General features: G+C 66.2%; 14 protein-coding genes and 4 pseudogenes. 10 read left to right on the top strand and 8 right to left on the bottom strand.

The genetic code is table 11. The features are described 5' to 3' along the window. Nucleotides 1-262 precede the first annotated feature (262 nt). Both ADK57_RS17905 and ADK57_RS47520 read left to right on the top strand, forming a co-directional pair. Nucleotides 263-871 carry a hypothetical protein gene (locus ADK57_RS17905; RefSeq protein WP_159050092.1) on the top strand — a complete coding sequence of 203 codons (609 nt, stop codon included), beginning with the start codon at nt 263-265 and terminating at the stop codon, nt 869-871. Between the two features lie 178 nt (nt 872-1,049). Continuing rightward, nucleotides 1,050-1,484 carry a VOC family protein gene (locus tag ADK57_RS47520; RefSeq protein ID WP_078973188.1) on the top strand — a complete coding sequence of 145 codons (435 nt, stop codon included), beginning with the start codon at nt 1,050-1,052 and terminating at the stop codon, nt 1,482-1,484. A gap of 342 nt (nt 1,485-1,826) precedes the next feature. Here ADK57_RS47520 and ADK57_RS17895 read toward each other — a convergent pair. From ADK57_RS17895 to ADK57_RS17885, 3 genes and pseudogenes are all read right to left on the bottom strand, one after another. Further along, a pseudogene (locus tag ADK57_RS17895) lies at nt 1,827-2,121 on the bottom strand (transposase); the annotation flags it as partial. Between the two features lie 33 nt (nt 2,122-2,154). After that, complete coding sequence (locus ADK57_RS17890; RefSeq protein WP_199830608.1) at nt 2,155-3,267, bottom strand: sensor histidine kinase; 1,113 nt, start codon at nt 3,265-3,267, stop codon at nt 2,155-2,157. Further along, on the bottom strand, nt 3,260-3,955 hold the full coding sequence (locus tag ADK57_RS17885) for a response regulator transcription factor (RefSeq protein ID WP_053750475.1): 696 nt from the start codon (nt 3,953-3,955) through the stop codon (nt 3,260-3,262). The genes ADK57_RS17890 and ADK57_RS17885 overlap by 8 nt, the downstream gene beginning before the upstream one ends. An 86-nt stretch (nt 3,956-4,041) precedes the next feature. Between ADK57_RS17885 and ADK57_RS17880 the strand changes: the two genes are divergently transcribed. From ADK57_RS17880 to ADK57_RS50470, 3 genes are all read left to right on the top strand, one after another. Next, nucleotides 4,042-4,677 (top strand): M15 family metallopeptidase, encoded by a 636-nt coding sequence (locus tag ADK57_RS17880; protein ID WP_053750474.1) that lies wholly within the window; start codon nt 4,042-4,044, stop codon nt 4,675-4,677. A 233-nt stretch (nt 4,678-4,910) separates the two neighbouring features. After that, nucleotides 4,911-5,819 carry an endonuclease/exonuclease/phosphatase family protein gene (locus tag ADK57_RS17875; protein ID WP_420711867.1) on the top strand — a complete coding sequence of 303 codons (909 nt, stop codon included), beginning with the start codon at nt 4,911-4,913 and terminating at the stop codon, nt 5,817-5,819. Nucleotides 5,820-6,770: 951 nt separating this feature from the next. Continuing rightward, entirely contained in the window at nt 6,771-7,208 is a 438-nt protein-coding gene (locus ADK57_RS50470) for a hypothetical protein (protein WP_053750473.1), read from the top strand. 285 nt (nt 7,209-7,493) lie between these two features. Here the strand turns inward: ADK57_RS50470 and ADK57_RS17865 are convergent, their stop codons facing one another. Beyond that, the gene (locus tag ADK57_RS17865; RefSeq protein WP_053750472.1) at nt 7,494-7,892 is read right to left on the bottom strand and encodes a hypothetical protein; all 399 of its coding nucleotides are present in this window, start codon (nt 7,890-7,892) and stop codon (nt 7,494-7,496) included. Next, a complete protein-coding gene (locus ADK57_RS17860; RefSeq protein ID WP_053750537.1) occupies nt 7,889-8,743 on the bottom strand; it encodes an IS5 family transposase in 855 nt (284 codons plus the stop codon). Before ADK57_RS17860 ends, ADK57_RS17865 begins: the two co-directional genes overlap by 4 nt. Before the next feature lie 151 nt (nt 8,744-8,894). Between ADK57_RS17860 and ADK57_RS17855 the strand changes: the two genes are divergently transcribed. Next, the gene (locus tag ADK57_RS17855) at nt 8,895-9,248 is read left to right on the top strand and encodes an antibiotic biosynthesis monooxygenase family protein (protein ID WP_053750471.1); all 354 of its coding nucleotides are present in this window, start codon (nt 8,895-8,897) and stop codon (nt 9,246-9,248) included. A 36-nt stretch (nt 9,249-9,284) separates the two neighbouring features. After that, a pseudogene (locus tag ADK57_RS52260) lies at nt 9,285-9,404 on the top strand (helix-turn-helix domain-containing protein); the annotation flags it as partial. Nucleotides 9,405-9,538: 134 nt separating this feature from the next. Here ADK57_RS52260 and ADK57_RS17845 read toward each other — a convergent pair. Continuing rightward, a pseudogene (locus ADK57_RS17845) lies at nt 9,539-10,103 on the bottom strand (dihydrofolate reductase family protein). A 376-nt stretch (nt 10,104-10,479) separates the two neighbouring features. Here ADK57_RS17845 and ADK57_RS49960 point away from each other — a divergent pair. Then, nucleotides 10,480-10,620, top strand: a complete 141-nt coding sequence (locus tag ADK57_RS49960; RefSeq protein ID WP_159050091.1) for a hypothetical protein — start codon at nt 10,480-10,482, stop codon at nt 10,618-10,620. A 63-nt stretch (nt 10,621-10,683) separates the two neighbouring features. Beyond that, nucleotides 10,684-11,571 (top strand): hypothetical protein, encoded by an 888-nt coding sequence (locus ADK57_RS17840; protein ID WP_053750469.1) that lies wholly within the window; start codon nt 10,684-10,686, stop codon nt 11,569-11,571. Between the two features lie 178 nt (nt 11,572-11,749). On the opposite strand, the gene ADK57_RS17835 is transcribed toward ADK57_RS17840, so the two are convergent. Together ADK57_RS17835 and ADK57_RS51250 are read right to left on the bottom strand one after the other, a co-directional pair. Then, nucleotides 11,750-12,172 carry a hypothetical protein gene (locus ADK57_RS17835; RefSeq protein WP_053750468.1) on the bottom strand — a complete coding sequence of 141 codons (423 nt, stop codon included), beginning with the start codon at nt 12,170-12,172 and terminating at the stop codon, nt 11,750-11,752. Beyond that, entirely contained in the window at nt 12,169-12,591 is a 423-nt protein-coding gene (locus ADK57_RS51250; protein WP_234390264.1) for a hypothetical protein, read from the bottom strand. Before ADK57_RS51250 ends, ADK57_RS17835 begins: the two co-directional genes overlap by 4 nt. A gap of 172 nt (nt 12,592-12,763) precedes the next feature. On the opposite strand from ADK57_RS51250, the pseudogene ADK57_RS51240 reads away from it, so the two are divergent. Beyond that, nucleotides 12,764-12,906: pseudogene (locus ADK57_RS51240) on the top strand (IS630 family transposase); the annotation flags it as partial. Nucleotides 12,907-12,914 lie beyond the last annotated feature (8 nt).

Raw genomic sequence — 12,914 nt, 5'->3', positions numbered from 1 at the left:
GCACATGAGTGTCCCGCCGGAGACGGCTTTCCGGTGGTCGCCTGGTTCAGGTGCCGTGTGCGGGATTCTGCTGGTGAGGTACTTCGGGTGCGCTGATGGTGCCCAGCAGGGCCAGCGGTTCGCGCAGGGGGAACCCTGCTCGGCCTGCAGGATGACGAACTGCTGTCCCGGAACGCTGCGGATATTTGAGGGCCTCATGCCGCAACTCCAGGTCCCCCACGGCTGAGTGGTGCACCTGCTTCACGTCGCAGGGCGAGACCGGGTGTACTCGCGTGCCCACAAGGAGCGGAACTCGCCGCTGCGCACCGACAGCAGCGAGCTGACGGCTACGATCAGGCGTGAGATGTGGGGGCTTTGGGGAGGGCGGCTTGTGGGTGGCATGGCGGGTTTCGGACGCCGCGGGGTGCTCGCGCTCGGAGCAGTGACGCTGCTTGCGGCGTGCACGGCGAATTCGAAGAGCGCAGATGGCACCAAGGTCCGCACCGACCTGGAGCCTCTGGAACGTAGGTTCGCCGGCCTCGGCCCGCTGTCGGATGCGCATTGGCTCGGCAGCGTACTGGGCACCGATTCGCGGGGGTCCGTTCCGGGCCCCACCGATGTGCGCGTCGTGGGGACCGCCCAGCTGAGAGCGGGTACCGTTGCCGCCATCACGGGTGCCTCGCGGCAGAGCTTTCAGCCAGAGGCGCCACCTCAACCGCCCGAGAAGCTCGCCGAGTTCGTGCCCAAGGATGCACGGTGGGTTCGGAGTGATTCCTTCGACCATGACATGACGGCTGGGACGTACACCGGCGCGTTCTATCTCGATCCAGGCACGGACACGGTCTACTTCGACACGACCAATCCGAGTGTTCCCGCCAGCTCCGGACCGTGACAGTCCCTCGTTCTTCCCGCCGGAGCCGCGGCGAGGGTGTCCAAAGTCAGTGTGTGACGACCGAATTGGACATCCTCGATACCACCGTGTAGCAGCGGCCAGCAAGGGCCGTCCTCCCGACAACATGCGGATCCACACCGGGAAATGAGCCACAGAGTCCCCCTGCTATGGTGCGCCGATGTCATCGATCAAGCAGTTCCAAGTCACCTTCGACTGCGCAGAACCTGAGCACGTCGCTCGCTTTTGGTGCGAGGTGTTGGGGTACGTCGTACCGCCTCCACCGGAGGGGTTTGCTACGTGGGACGATTTCGATCGCTCTCTGCCGCCCGAGGAGCAGGGTTCAGCGTTCGCCTGCAGTGATCCCTCAGGCGTGGGCCCGCGACTGTTCTTCCAGCGCGTCCCCGAAGGCAAGGTCGTCAAGAATCGGGTGCATCTTGATGTGCGAGTCGGCACTGGGCTCGTGGGTGAAGAGCGCCTCGCCACGCTCGAAGCCGAGTGCGCACGACTGGTCGCGCTCGGCGCGACACAGGTGCAACTGCTGCTTGCCGATGACCACAATGAGTCGTGCATCGTGATGCAGGACATCGAGGGCAACGAGTTCTGTCTCGACTGAGCATCCTCCGAGACGGCGAGGTGGGAAGCCGTCTCCCTTGGGCCTCTCTAAAGGTGGTCCCGTATGGGGCGGGAGTTATCCCCACGTGAGGGCGAGATTGTGAAGTCCGACGTCCGACGATGCCGAGCCTGGCCCGGTCGACGCCGTCGTCCTTGCCGGCTTCGTCGTTCGGTCTGACCGACTTGATGGTAATTCAGGTGGCGAGATGGCTGTGGGATCCGAGGAGCGCCCGGAACGGAGGCCGTGCCTGCCTACGTTCCGGCCGCATCCGCGGACGTCACACCCAGTCCGCCTCCATGAAGCCATCAATTCGGTCAGACCGACTGAACGACGCCGCCCTGGCTACGCCGCCTGGATCAGGTTGTGCATGCGGGCGATGCCGAGCATCGCGGTGTGAACGCCGTCGCCCTTCGGACGGCAGTCGCGAAGGATCTTCCAGGTCTTCATCGGCGCGAAGACGGTGCTCGACTCGGGCACGGACCTGCTTGTGCGAGTGGTTGTGCTCCTTCTTCCAGTCGCAGCGATGACCACCGGCGGGGCGCCGGTGCGGGATGACCGGTCCGGTGCCCTGGTAGTCCTCATCAGCGATGGTCGTCGTCTTGCCGACCACTGCGGCGGCACCCGACTCGGTCCACGCAATTCTCTGATTCAGCATCAATTCCCTGATTCATTACCTGGCGGCGTGCGGGGCTGTCGCGGGCAGTTCCACAGTAATGCGGATCCCGCCGGCGGAGCGCGGGGTGAGGGTGAGTGTTCCGTCGTGTGCATGGGTGATGGTCTTGACGATTGCCAGGCCGAGGCCGACGCCTGCGTGGTCGGCGTGTATGCGCTCGGTGCCGCGCTGGAATGGTTCGGTGAATGTCGAGGCCAGCTCTGGGGTGAGCTTCTCGCCGGTGTTCTCGACAGTGAGCACCACAGTCTTGGGGCAGGCACTGGTATTGACCCACACGGTGCCCTGCTCAGGCAGGTTGTGGACGATCGCGTTGTGCACGAGGTTCGTGGTCAGCTGTAGCAGGAGCGCTTGCGATCCGGTCGTGGGGGTGATGTCGCCGGAGGTCTCGATGGTGACGCCGTGCTTTTCCGCGAGGGGGATGAGTGTTTCGGTGGCCTCTTCTACAAGCAGGGACAGGTCGACAGGTTCTCGGGTGAAGGACCTCTGGTTGGCGTGGCTGAGCAGGAGCAGTGCTTCAGTGAGGTTGATCGCCCGGGTGTTGACCGCGTGGAGGCGGTCGAAGACTTCGCCGGCGTCGTGGTTCGGATCGGTGCGGGCCACGTCGAGAAGCGCCTTCGAGATCGCCAGCGGGGTACGCAACTCGTGAGAGGCGTTGGCTGCGAATCTCTGCTGTTCGGCGACGTGTGCTTCGAGCCGTGCGAGCATCGTGTCGAAGGCGTCGGCGAGTTCGCGGAACTCGTCTTTGCGGCCCGGTAGCCGGATCCGGTGGGAGAGTGTTCCGTTCGTGGCCATGCGTGTGGCGTTGGTGATCCGGGTCAGCGGGGCGAGCATCCGGCCGGCGAGGATCCACCCTCCCACGAGGCCGAACACCAGCAGGAATGCCAGTACTGCGGCTGCCCTCGGAGCGAAAACGTCCAGGAGGACGGACCGGATGGGAAAAACACCATTCGTGGGCTTGTCATCGGGGTTGATGAGCATCGCACGGTCGGGGACATAGCGGAGGAGGAACACCCACACCGCCGCGAGCAGCAGGGCGCCGGCCAGCATGAGGAACCCGGCGTAGCTGAGGGTGAGTTTGAGGCGAACGCTCAGCCCAGGTGCCCTATCCACGCTCGCCTCCCTCGTGTCCGGCCTCCGGTTGCGTGTCGATGCGGTAGCCGACGCCTGGCACGGTGGCGATGATCCAGGGTTCGCCGAGCCGTTTGCGCAGTGCCGAGACGGTGATGCGTACGGCGTTGGTGAACGGGTCGGCGTTCTCATCCCATGCGCGTTCCAGGAGTTCTTCGGCGCTGACGACACCGCCTTCGGCGGCGACGAGGGCTTCGAGCACTGCGAACTGCTTCCTGGTCAGCGCGACATAGCGGCTGTCCCGGTACACCTCTCTGCGGAACGGGTCCAGCCGCAGACCTGCGATCTCTCGCACGGGAGGCCTGTTGTGGGCACGTCTGCGGTCGAGTGCTCTGAGCCTGAGCACGAGTTCTCGGAGTTCGAACGGCTTCGTGAGGTAGTCGTCGGCGCCGAGCCCGAACCCGGATGCCTTGTCGTCGAGCCGGTCGGCAGCGGTGAGCATGAGGATCGGCATGCCGCTGCCGGAGGCGACGATGTGTCTGGCGATCTCGTCACCGGACGGTCCGGGGACGTCGCGGTCGAGGACGGCGATGTCGTAGGCGTTGATGCTCAGCACTTCCAGAGCGGTGTCACCGTCACCCGCGATGTCGGCCGCGATCGCTTCCAGGCGTAGGCCGTCGCGGATGGCTTCTGCCAGATAGGGCTCGTCCTCGACGATCAGCACACGCATGCTCCGAGGCTACGAGCCGACGCATATCGTCGGCATATCGAAAACCGGATACGTGCCGGCAACACCGCGCTGTCTTGACTGGCGGTATGACTCGAACCCCACCATTAGCACGAACAACGACCCGCCGGATTCGCCGGCTTCTTGTCGTCGGCCCGCTGGTCGTCCTGGCAGTGATCACCGCAGCCCTCGGCTACCAGGTGGCGAACTCCTCGTCCTCTTCGACCGCATCACCCTCGAATGCTCTTCGCAGTGACCACCTTGGTGCGCTCGGCGAGGCCGACGGTGTCGTCCCCGACGGTGTGACGGTCTTCGATGACGCGATTCCGGCAGTGGCCAACCTCGATCCAGGTCTGCTCAAGTCCCTCCGCCAGGCTGCAACGGCTGCCGCGGACGACGGAGTCGAGTTCAGCGTCACCAGCGGCTGGCGTTCCCCGGGATACCAGAATCAGCTTCTTCGCGAGGCGGTGTCCAAGTACGGGTCTGAAGACGAGGCCGCCCGATGGGTGGCCACCGCAGCGACGTCTCCCCACGTGTCGGGGGACGCGATCGACATCGGGCGCTCCGATGCGACGGCATGGCTGTCCAAGCATGGTGCCGAGTACGGGCTGTGCCAGATCTACAGGAACGAACCCTGGCACTACGAACTGCGCGCCCATGCCATCGATCGTGGTTGCCCGCGCCTGTATGCCGACCCCACCCAGGACCCGAGGATGCCGCGGTGACCGGCAGTGAGCGAGGACAGACAATGGCACAGGTGGACACGGCGGAGACCGGACAGGGCGGCGCCGACCGCAGGGATGCCGACTCCGGTACCCGGCGCGCGGGCATCCGCCGGGACACCGGCGCCGGACCCTGGCGCGCGGGCATCCGCCGGGCGATCCGCATCGGCTCCCGGCCGGGGCCCTGGCGGCGCGGCCTGGTGCTCGCGGCGCTGGCGCTGCTGCTCGGCCTGCTCATGCTGCTGCACGCGAAGATCCCGAACCGGATCGGAGGCCTCGGCAGTCTGGTGGAGACCTTCCTGCCGTGGTTCGGCCTGTTCGTCCCGGTGCTGCTGGCCGGAGCGCTGTGGCGCCGCTCCGCCTCCGCGGTGGCCGCGCTGCTGCTGCCGGTCCTGGTGTGGCTGAACCTCTTCGGCGAGCTGCTCAGCGACAAGTCCCACTCGGGCGGCGACCTCACCGTGGCCAGCCACAACGTCGGCGCCGACAACCCCGACCCGGCCGGCACCGCCCACGCCCTGGCCGCCTCCGGCGCGGACGTGTTGGCCCTGGAGGAGATCACCCCGCAGGCGAAGTTGCTGTACGAGAAAGAACTGGCGAAGGCGTACCCGTACCACACGGTGCAGGGCACGGTGGGGCTGTGGAGCAAGCTGCCGCTGTCGGACACCCAGCCGGTCGACATCAAGATGGACTACGGGCCGCTGGCGGACACCAAGCCGGTCGACATCAAGATGGCCTACAACCGGGCACTGCGCACCACGGTGGCCACGGACCACGGGCCACTGGCGGTCTACGTGGCCCACCTGGGGTCCGTACGCGTGAATCCCAGGGCGGGCTTTTGGACGGACTCGCGGGACAGAAACGCCCAGGCGCTCGGTGAGGCCATCGCCGCCGAACAGAACGAGCGAGTGGTGCTGCTCGGCGACCTGAACGGCACCACGGACGACCGCGCACTCGCCGACATCACCTCGCAGCTGCACTCGGCCCAGGACGCGGCCGGGGACGCCTTCGGCTTCACCTGGCCGGCGAAGTTCCCGGTGACGCGGATCGACCAGATCCTGGTCCGCGGCGTGAAGCCGGAGCGCTCATGGTCGCTGCCGGCCACGGGCAGTGACCACCTGCCGGTGGCGGCCGGAATCAGCTGGTGAACACCGCACAATGGCCGGCGCTCCACCTGCTGCGGAAGGCACTTGTCTTCGTCAACACCCTGGTGATCCGGGGCATACCTGCCGAGCCCAACTGGGCGGCCCGTCCTCACCGACGAGGACAAGCGGGCCCTCACCCCGCTGTTCGGGATGCGCCCCGGGCTTGAAGAGTGTTTTGTCCCGGCGGAAGTGTTTGGTTCGAGGTTCAGGTGTCGCGCCAGTTCTGGGGCCAGACACACCGAGCAAAGACGACATGCGAGTTGACGACGGTGAAAAGGCGTGGACACGTCGCAGACGTCGGCAAGCAGGCACGCGTTTCGCGGCCGTGGCGCGCGAGCAACTGCTTGAGCCATTGAAAGAGGGGGCTGGACCTACCGGCGCATCAGCGCCGACCTGGACATCGGTCTCCGTTCCAGCACGCTCAGTCGCATCTCCCGCGGCAAGCACATTCCTTCCCTTTCGGCTGTGCAAGCCATCGTGGACCTGGTAGGCCGGGCGACGGGACAGCGCCCGACGCTCATTAGGGTGCGAGCGTGTCCAAGACGAGCGTGAGCAATGAGACCAGCAGCATGCTTTGCCGGCAGCCCGGACCAGCTCTCCCCATAGGTCAACCCAGCGGCACCAACGACTTCTTCAGCAGCAAGTAGCTAGTGCCGCATCAGCCAACGTTCGCCCTGGTGTTCCCCGTCCCCTGGACCGTTCTGTGAGCCGGTGGGCTCGTGGCCGTTTCCGGGAGCTGGGGCGGGGAGAGCTCAGACGGCTTCGGTCAAGAGTCCGATCCCTTATGCATCCCGTTCAGTGGGCGTTGAGTCCGTTTCTGGTAGCGGCCACTCAGGGCACCCTGAAACGTTCTAGGTACCGCCGAGGCGCTGCGTACCCCAGGGTTGGAGTTCAGTCAGCTTCGACCCGACGGGAGGCGTCCGCATGCGCGGCGCGATAAGAACCGTATTGGGCATGGCCGCCACAGGCATGCTCGTTCTGGCGATGAGCAACCCGGCAGCCGCCGCCACGATGGAGTACGACACCGCGGTGAAGGACACGACGTCGGTCAACGACTACTACTGCGTGGTCAAGGACGACCTCTGGACCAGCGCCCGTGCCTGCTTCAAGCCGTCCGGCGATGTCCTTTTCGCCGGCGACGAATTTAAAGACGGCGCCTCCGCCACCACCGAGTGGCAGAACGAGCTCCGTGACAGCAATGGGAACTGGGGGCTCTACCGCAACGGAAAGTGCACGTGGTCGGGCGGTTCCGGCACCCAGGGGTCCTGCAACAAGGAGATGTACGAGTACAGCAGCAAGAACGCCCACGGCGGCGTGGGCAGCCGGGTGCGGGTCAAGGCATGCCTCGGCGACTCGTGCAGCTCGTGGAGCCGTTGGATCCTCAACGCCTGAGTGGGCATTTGATGTTGATTCGCGCCGACCGTTTCAACATACTTTGCCTGGTTTGATTACTAACGCGCATGGCCTGCAATGCCTGGAAGCTCTCTACCAGTAGGGAGCTTTCATCCCATTGCTAAACGAGACGGAATTCGAGCGGCATGTGCGAACTGAACGGGCGGTCCGATCGACACTTCGGAGTGTGCGAATGCGCTCCTACAGGGCGAAGCGTCATGAAAGCTGCTGGCCTCAAAGGTGATACATGCCTCTGAACATCCCTAAACGCCCACTGAGTGGACGTTAAGTCCGTTTCTGGTAGCGGCCTCGTCCGGGTTGGGTGAGGAAGCCTTGGCGGGTGAGGCGTCCGAGACGAGCGCGGGTGACGTTGACCGATGCCTCGTCGGTGGGCATGCCGAGGAGTTCGTGCAGCTCACGGGCCCGGAACTCCCGGTCGGGGTGCTGGTTGAAGGCGCTCACGATGGCCTGGTAAGCGGTGCTCGTCTCGGGTGGTTCGGATTCGCCTCCAGCCGGCGTGAGTTCGGCGATGATCTCCCGGGCGGTGGCCAGGTCTGCGAGGCGCGCTTCGGTCTCGGCCAGGGTTGCGGTCAAGTGCTCGATCTGGTCGCGTAGTTCACCGGCCCGGGCCGTGGTCTTGTCGTGCCGCGCCTGGAGGTCTGCCAGGAGCTCGATGATGTTCATGCGGCCAGCTGGAGGATGTCGCGCCAGGTGGCGGCGGGTGTGGTGAGGCGGCGGGTCATGTTCGCGATGGAGGCCCAGTAGACGCGCGAGGCGGAGGTGTCGGGCCGGTGGTCGTACTCGCGGGCCAGCCGCCGGTGCAGCATCAACGTGCCGTTGACCTGCTCCACAATCCACCGCTTCGGTTGCGGAACGAAGCCCTTTCCCTGGTCTTCGGGGTTGCGGCGGACGACCTCGACGTTGATGTCCAACAGGACGCCGTGGATCACGACTTCATCCTTGAAGCCCTGGTCCACCAGGGCCTTCTCCAGGCGGTTGCCGCACCGCTCGGCGGCCTGGTCGAGCAGGGCGGCGCCGGCAGTGTTGTCGTGAGCGGAAGCGGCCGGCACGACGACGCCGATGATCAGCCCGAGAACGTCAACTGCCAGTCCCCGCTTGCGGCTCGACACCTTCTTGTTGGCATCCAGTCCCGTCGTGGTCTTCGGGACACCGGCGGCCGCGCGGACGGACTGGGTGTCGATGATCACGAGGGACGGGTCCTCTAATCGGCGGGCTCTCTCGCGCACCTGGCAGCGAAGAAGTTCCTGGATCCGCTGATCGAGTCCGTCCTCGCGCCACAGCCCGAAGTAGTAGAACACCGCTGACCAGGACGGGAGGTCGTGGGGCAGATAGCGCCACTGGCAGCCCGTCCGGTTCTGGTAGAAGATCGCGTTCACGACCTCCCTCAGATCGCAGGCCCCGGGATCGCCGGTCGCCGACCGTGCCACCCGGTCCTGCTTCCAGGCCGTAATCATCGGCTCGATCAAGAGCCACTGCTCGTCCGACAAGTGGCTGAGGTACGCCTCTCGCTCCATGCCCAGCATCTCTGCATGGACATGCCCAACCGGTGGCCCGTGCGGCGATCAGTACCACGATCGAGCGACCACGAACCGAGGAAGATCGGACTTAACGTCCACTCAGGAAAGACGCTGGATCGTTGGGCGCATCCCGCCTTACGGTGGCGCCATGAGTGATCACTCGGAAGCGCCTGTCGCGCCCGTCGAGGCCTATGAACCCCCCTACTACGTGGCTGTCTTCACTGCGGTGCGAACCCAGGACCAGAGCGGCTACAGCGAGACCAACGCACGCATGGAAGACCTGGTGAAGGACGTCCCTGGGTTCCTGGGGATGGACCACGCGCAGACTCCTGGCGGGCTGGGCATCACCGTCGGGTACTTCCGCGACGCCGACGCCCTCACGGAGTGGCGGTCCAACGCCGAGCACCGCGCGGCGCAAAAGCGTGGGCAGGCCGAGTGGTACCAGAGCTACACGCTGCATGTGGCGAAAGTGGAGCGGAGCCACGGGTTCACGCGAGCGTAGGCCCTGCAGAGCCCGCCAGCAGGCTGACCAACCGAGCGGGCCCAGATGGTGCTGCTGTCCGCCCAGGGCATGCCGGTGGCGAAGATCGCCGAAGTGATGTTCACCAGCGCGGACCGGGTCCGGGACGTGATCCACAATTTCGACACCGACGGATTCGTGCGTCTGCGGACGAGCGTGGTCCGTCCAACTGGCCTTCGCCAGGCGGTGGTTCACACCGCTTCGCGCAGGTCATTTCGCTGAGGGAACGTCACTGGCTGGCCCGTTCCTCCCAGGGCTCGGCGGACGAGCGGCTAACGCGCCACGCGGTAGCGGAGGTAGACGACTCTCGAGCTGAAGGTGCGGGTCTCGACGAGTTCGAGATCCACCCGGCGCTCGCGCTGGGGAAAGAACGGAATGCCACCGCCCACCAGCACCGGGTAGACCCTGGCCCGGTACTCGTCCGATCAGCCCCAACGCAGCCGCCTCGGCGGCGAGAGTCGCGCCGCCGATCGCGATGTCGCCCTCCCCCGGCTCGGCTCGCAACCGCTCGATCTCCTCCGCCAGGCCGCCGGAGGCCAGGCGGGCATTGCCCTGCACCGCCGACAGCGCGGTGGAGAACACCACCTTTGGGAGCGGCTTCCAGAGCGCGGTCCACTCGAGCCTTGAGTCGTCGAGCGATGGATCCTGGTCGGCGGTCTCCCAGTACAGCATCGTCTCGTACAGCCGTCGTCCCAATAGGTGGACGCCGACCTGTCGAATCACGTCGATGGCGAAGCGAAAGACCTCCTCGTCGGGCGCCGTCCAGTCGAGGCCGCCGTCCGGTCCGACGATGTAGCCGTCAAGTGAGCCGCTCATCGAATAGGTCACGCTGCGCATCAGAGGGCGGTATGTGAGTGCATAGGTGTTTTGTCGTCACCTGAACGTGTGGCAGGACGGTATCCCGGCCGGTCGGCGGCCGTGGGCGTGCTGGGCTGGTCGTCGTGAGCGAGCGCAAGCCCTACAAGACCGAGCAGGGTCCGCGCCGCCCATCCCACCCTCACCTCTCACCCTCAACTCCAGCCAGAACATGGGCGGACAGCAGCCACCGTCGCCAGGCTGTCCGAGGACGGGGCAGCGGTTCGCAGCCGACGACCTTCGTGGGTGCTGGCGATGATGTCGTCGCGGATACGGACAAGCTGCTGCAGGAGGTCGTCGTACTCGCTGAGCCTGCTCCCCCGGCGTCAGCCACACGGCGTTCGCTGAGGAGGAGACGGTGACCACCCCGAGCACCCGCACCCGTGTGGTGATCCCACACCACGGACCCGGCAAGGTGGATCCGCTGGTCGACGTGCGGCGCGACAGCGAATCCCCATCTTGCCCGGCCAGTGCCGGATTGGAAACCATGACGGCATGAGACGGGCCGGCCCCGCGGGCACATGAGGCGACGCGGGCGGCTCGGTACGGGGAGGGGTTGCGCATGTCTGTGCCAGGGAACGGGTCGGCCGAGCCCGGCGTTGCTCATCGTCTGAGGCGGCATCTGACACGTTTCGAGCCTGCGGTGACACGGTACTTTCTGCTCGGAATCTTCACCGTCGGACTGACTGCCCAGTTCGTCAAACCGGTCGGAGACGCCCTGGAGGACAAGACTTTCCTCGGCGGCGCGCTCCTCAGCCTCGTGGCGTACGTGCTGTACGACGCGGTCCAGGACCTGGCCGCGTCGCTTCGGCTGCCCGAGCGATCTCAGGTGGGGTCGCGTGAGTTGGGCCGATTCGTGGACGAGGCCTTCCGCGCCCGGACGGTGGAGATCACCTTTCTCGGCTACACCGGGGAGACGATTGTCGGCCCGCTCTACCGCCGCTTGGAGGACCTTCTCGACGATCCCGGACCGACCAGGCGCGTGTGCATCAGAGTGTTGGTGCCGGATTTCGGGCAGCCCATGACTGTGCCGTCCAGGGTCGGGCCGACTGGTGAGCCGCTGGACGACTCTGAACTACGGCGAAGCCAGGAACGGAGGTGCCAGGGGTTCGACGAGGCGCTGTCCGTGCTCGCGGAGCGGCTCAACAGGTTGGGACGGGTGACGGTGGAGAGCGAGTTCCGCCTCTACCCCGGCATCCCGAGAGACAAGATCTGCATTCTCAACCGGGAGTTGGTGCTGCACGGCCTCTACGACGTGCTCGCCCGCCTGATGCTGCGCAGCTCAGGCCCTGAGTACTACGACCCCAAGGGCCACCGTGCCGATCTGAATGTCTGGTCCGCGAAGGACACCGACACCACCAGAGCCGCTGTCGCCACTTGGAACCAGCACCTGGACGGTTTGTGGAGCCTGGCTACGGTGCCGCCCTGGCGGCGAGTGACGGCGACGTGAGCAGAGGCCTTTTGTCGGACGGTGCCGTCATGGTGGCTCGTCCGGCGAGCCCGCCGCGAGGACGACGACGGTCACCCAGCACACCCCGCGCGGCGTACTGAAAGGGCTGCATGAGACTTGATGCCTGATTCGTCGCTTCGTTTGGGTGAGCGGGCAGGTCGCGGCGACGCAGGGCGGCTTACGGCCGTGGAGGGGTGAACAAGCCCTGCTCGGTCTCGGTCAGGATTCCGCGTTCGACGAGCCGCTTGAGCTTCAGACGGGTGTTGTTGATGGTGTTGGGTGCGATCTCCAGGTCCATCGCCTCGCACACCTGCCGCGCCCGCAGCGGGGCCTCTGCTGCGGCGAACACCGCCATGATCTGTTGGTAGGCCGGATGGTCCGGCAGCTTCGAGGGCGGCAGCGCGGGCGGCAGCGGATCGGGCAGCTCCAGCAGTGTCTTGCGGGTGATCCGGACCTCCTCGGCGGCCCGGTCGAGTTCGTCCAGCCGCGTGGTCAGCTGCGCGATCTGCTCCCGCGTCGTCCCGGCCTGCGCGGCGAGCTCCCCCTCCCGCTCCTCCAGCCGCACCAGCACCGCCCCGAGCGTCAGCTCCCCGCCGGTCATGTGGTGCGCCAGGCCGACGCGGTTGCCCCGGTCAGCCGGCGCAGTATCACCGCGGTCATGGCCCAGTACACCCGCGACTCCGAACTGCGGGGCAGGTGCTCGTATCGGCCGACACGGCCGGCCGCGTCCTCGGGCCAGGGGTGCGGCATCACCGGCAGGTGCGTCAGGGAGATCGCGTCGATGAAGTACCCGGAGATCCCAGGGGGCTTCGACACTGCGACGTACCGCAGGTCGGAGAGGGAGATCACGACGTCAGGCTTCGTCGGCCCGTCCCTCATGGTGATTTCCATGGAGTCGTCCTCGTTGAAGGCTTCGAACGAGATCCGACTGATGAAGTAGCCGGTGAGCGACGCGAGCATCCGCTCGGCGTTCGCGCACCGATTCTTGAAAGCGCCCTCTGTCTCACTTCTCCCAGTCACAGGCTGAGGCTACGAGCCGGATGGGCGGTGATGTCCGATCCGACCGCTGGAGGTGCGTTGGCCGAGCCTGTCCATGGGCGCAGTCTGACCGACCAAGAGGGGCGGAAGCTGCAGCAGATCGTACGTCGGGGCAGCACCAGCTCGGTGCGCTATCGGCGCGCGATGGTGCGCCTACGCGTCCTGGGCCAACCCGATCGAGGCCCACTTCCGGCCCCTGCGGCAGTTCACCATCGCCAACTCCCACCACCTCCACCACACCGGGCAGACCCTGCACTGCCCGCCTACCTGAGGTGGCGCAACGCCAACGCCCGCCACCGCAGCCT

Origin of the sequence: Streptomyces sp. MMG1533 (genome assembly GCF_001279775.1) — a bacterium.
In the GTDB taxonomy this organism is placed as follows: domain Bacteria; phylum Actinomycetota; class Actinomycetes; order Streptomycetales; family Streptomycetaceae; genus Streptomyces.
This window is presented reverse-complemented; position numbering and strand designations above follow the sequence as displayed.

Coding starts and splice junctions, on each gene's coding strand:
- ADK57_RS17840 (WP_053750469.1), top strand. CDS start 10,684: ATGTCTGTGCCAGGGAACGGGTCGGCCGAGCCCGGCGTTGCTCATCGT.
- ADK57_RS47520 (WP_078973188.1), top strand. CDS start 1,050: ATGTCATCGATCAAGCAGTTCCAAGTCACCTTCGACTGCGCAGAACCT.
- ADK57_RS17855 (WP_053750471.1), top strand. CDS start 8,895: ATGAGTGATCACTCGGAAGCGCCTGTCGCGCCCGTCGAGGCCTATGAA.
- ADK57_RS17835 (WP_053750468.1), bottom strand. CDS start 12,172: ATGACCGGCGGGGAGCTGACGCTCGGGGCGGTGCTGGTGCGGCTGGAG.
- ADK57_RS17875 (WP_420711867.1), top strand. CDS start 4,911: ATGCTGCTGCACGCGAAGATCCCGAACCGGATCGGAGGCCTCGGCAGT.
- ADK57_RS17880 (WP_053750474.1), top strand. CDS start 4,042: ATGACTCGAACCCCACCATTAGCACGAACAACGACCCGCCGGATTCGC.
- ADK57_RS17885 (WP_053750475.1), bottom strand. CDS start 3,955: ATGCGTGTGCTGATCGTCGAGGACGAGCCCTATCTGGCAGAAGCCATC.
- ADK57_RS17860 (WP_053750537.1), bottom strand. CDS start 8,743: ATGGAGCGAGAGGCGTACCTCAGCCACTTGTCGGACGAGCAGTGGCTC.
- ADK57_RS17865 (WP_053750472.1), bottom strand. CDS start 7,892: ATGAACATCATCGAGCTCCTGGCAGACCTCCAGGCGCGGCACGACAAG.
- ADK57_RS50470 (WP_053750473.1), top strand. CDS start 6,771: ATGGCCGCCACAGGCATGCTCGTTCTGGCGATGAGCAACCCGGCAGCC.